The 2,764-nt window shown below is 68.8% G+C and carries 1 protein-coding gene; it reads left to right on the top strand.

The window, feature by feature from the left end; translation table 11 throughout:
• Nucleotides 1-1,095: 1,095 nt before the first annotated feature.
• Complete coding sequence (mycP, locus tag IF83_RS30875; protein WP_051723533.1) at nucleotides 1,096-2,502, top strand: type VII secretion-associated serine protease mycosin; 1,407 nt, start codon at nucleotides 1,096-1,098, stop codon at nucleotides 2,500-2,502.
• Nucleotides 2,503-2,764 lie beyond the last annotated feature (262 nt).

The raw sequence follows: 2,764 nt of genomic DNA, 5'->3' as shown, positions 1-2,764 counted from the left end.
CCATGCGGAAGCGGCCCGCTTGATGACGAAGCTGGCGGGCTCCTACCGCTGGTCGTCCATGAACATGACCGCAGCAGAACGCCCGAAGTTCCCACCTCCGCCGACGGCCGTCCTGCCTGACCGGGAGAACGTCCGTGGCGGTCGTCGGTACCACCCGGGGAGCGAAGAAACAACTGCCCAGGGCGCGGCTGACCGGTCCGTCGCGACTGCGTCTGCTTCCTCTTCCGACGTGGGCGGCGGCGGGAACGGCCGCGCTCCCCTGCCCGCTGCGGAGAATCCAGTCGTTTCGCCGGATCGCGGGGTGGGTGTGCATCTCGCAGGCGGGGTGGACGCGCCTCCGGCACCCACCGGGCCGGCACCCGGCACGGGACAGTCCGCGGGTGGTCCCGTTCCACAGCAGGGGGGCACAACTCCCCATCCGGGACTGCCCTCCGTACCCTTCACTCGGCCGGGCACCGGAGGCCCCGGGCAGACGGGAAGAACAAACCCGTTCACGGCCCGGCCGGTGGGGCACGCGGAGACCCCGGACGGGAGTCCGCGCGGGCGGTTGCGAGGTCCGGTCGACCATGGGATTCACGGTGGCCGCCCCGCACTGCCCACTGGCGGGCGCCCCGTCGGCGCGATCCCGCGCGGTACCGTCATCGGCGATGAACAGACGCGCGGCCATGGCAGGCCGTTCGGTCAGGTCGGGGGAGTCGGCTCCGGCAGTGGACAGTCGGCAGGTGCGGCAGGGCGAGGTGCGGCGGGGCGTCGTCCGGCTGTGGAGAGCGGCGGAGTCGTCGGCGGCCGGGCCCAGCGCCTCGGCGCGGCGATGGGCCAAGGGTTCACCCCCGGCGGCACAGGGCTTGTACGAGGCCAGGCAGTTGCGGGCGGCATGGCAGGTGGACGGGGGACGGCGTCGGCGAAACCCGGAAAGGGTGACTCCGGCCGGGACGGGAACTCTGAGCGTCGCGCTTATGCGAGCGAAGACGAAGCAACTTGGTTGCACGGCAGTCGTCGTGTTGTGCCGCCTGTTGTTGACTGAAACGCGGACCCCAGGCCGGAAGAGGGCGAGAGTTGCGGATCGCGAGTGCTGGAAGCCGTACATTGCGGACGATGGCGACCGGGTGCCTGTGCATCCTGATCGCCGGCGGTTCGGGGACACAGGCCATCGCAGACTCGCCACGGTCAGATCAGTGGCACTTGCAGGCAATGCGTGCCGACGACATGTGGGAGACAAGCAAGGGCAAGGGCATTACCGTCGCGGTCATTGACAGCGGTGTGGAATCAAGCCTTCCCGATCTGCGGGGTCAAGTCCTTCCGGGCAAGGACCTCTCAGGGCAGGAGGGCGGTGCGCATGACGACTACGACGGACACGGAACCGGCATGGCTGCGCTCATTGCCGGGACGGGTAAGAGAGCTGACGGCAAGGCAACTGTCGGCCTTGCTCCGGAGTCAAAGATTCTGCCTGTGCGGATCAGGGACGGACTGAAGGCACGGGCTGGGGAGCAGCGAGAGCAGTTCTCCCTCAAAGTGAGTGAAGCCATCCGGTACGCGGCCGATTCCGAGGCAGAGATCATCAACATTTCGCTGGCGCTGCCGGCGAATGCGAGGCAACAGGAGCGGTTGGCCGATGCCGTCCGATATGCCCTGGACAAGGGCAAGCTGATTTTCGCGGGTGTCGGTAACAGTGCTGAGCGGGACAACCCGGTGCTGTACCCGGCGGCAACTCCTGGGGTCGTCGGTGTGGCCGCGACAGACAAGAAGGGGGAAACGACCGAGGAGTCCGAGTACGGCCCTCAGGTGGATCTGGCGGCCCCGGGGGAAGACATGGTCGCCGCGTGCCCCGGAGGTACAGAGGTCTGTATCACCCATGGCACGAGTGATGCGACTGCGCTTGCTTCTGCGTCGGCTGCGTTGATCTGGGCGAAGTATCCGGAGTGGACGGCGAATCAGGTGCTGCGGGTGATGATCAATACCGCGAGCGGTGCCAGGAGTGGTGAGGAGCGGACGGACTCCATCGGTTATGGCATTGTCCGGCCGCGCATCGCGCTCAAGGATCCTGGGGATCCCGGGCCGGCTGATGTGTATCCCATTACGGGGGAGTTGGAGTCGGGATCGTCGGACTCGTCGGGTTCCGGGGCACCGGGGGAGCGGGATGGTGATGGGGAGCCGCAGGCAGCTGGGCGCGCTGGTGCTGGTGGTGGTGATATCGCGTTGTGGGTGGGGCTGGGGCTGGGGCTTGGTGCGGCTGCGGTGATCGGTGGGGGAGTTGCCGCCGCGGTGGTTGTTTCGCGCCGGCGGCGGGGTGCGACTGGGGCGGCTCAGCCGTCGGCGGCGGTGCCGTATCAGCAGCAGTATCCGCCTGTGTATCCGTATCAGCAGCCAGGGCCGCCGCAGGCTTCGCAGCAGCCGTACGGGGCTCCGCCCTCGCCGGCGCCTCCGGGCAGGGCGTCAGGGACGGTGCCTCCGCCGGGGGCCCCGCCCGGTGTGCCGTATCCGCCCGGGACCGGCGGCGGGTAGGGGGCGCGTCCATGTTCCTGAGTGGTCCGGTGCCTGACCGAGCGCAGCGGACACCTGTCGGCGACGCGCAGTAACCTGCGAACCTCACGCTGAGTCCGATGACTTGAGGTTTCCGGTGCCGGTGACGACAGCGCGGGGGCGGGTTACTGATGTGCGGGTGCGAGTGCGGGGTGTTGCGGGCGTTGGCAGGACGGGGCGGAAGGGGGGTCAACGGTGGGTGACTCCGCGTGGGGTGGCGCTTTCAGTCCGGGGCGGATGCTGG

This window comes from Streptomyces albus subsp. albus, from assembly GCF_000719865.1.
GTDB lineage: Bacteria > Actinomycetota > Actinomycetes > Streptomycetales > Streptomycetaceae > Streptomyces > Streptomyces albus_E.
Note: the sequence above shows the minus strand (reverse complement) of the source record. Positions and strands in the feature narration are given on the sequence as shown.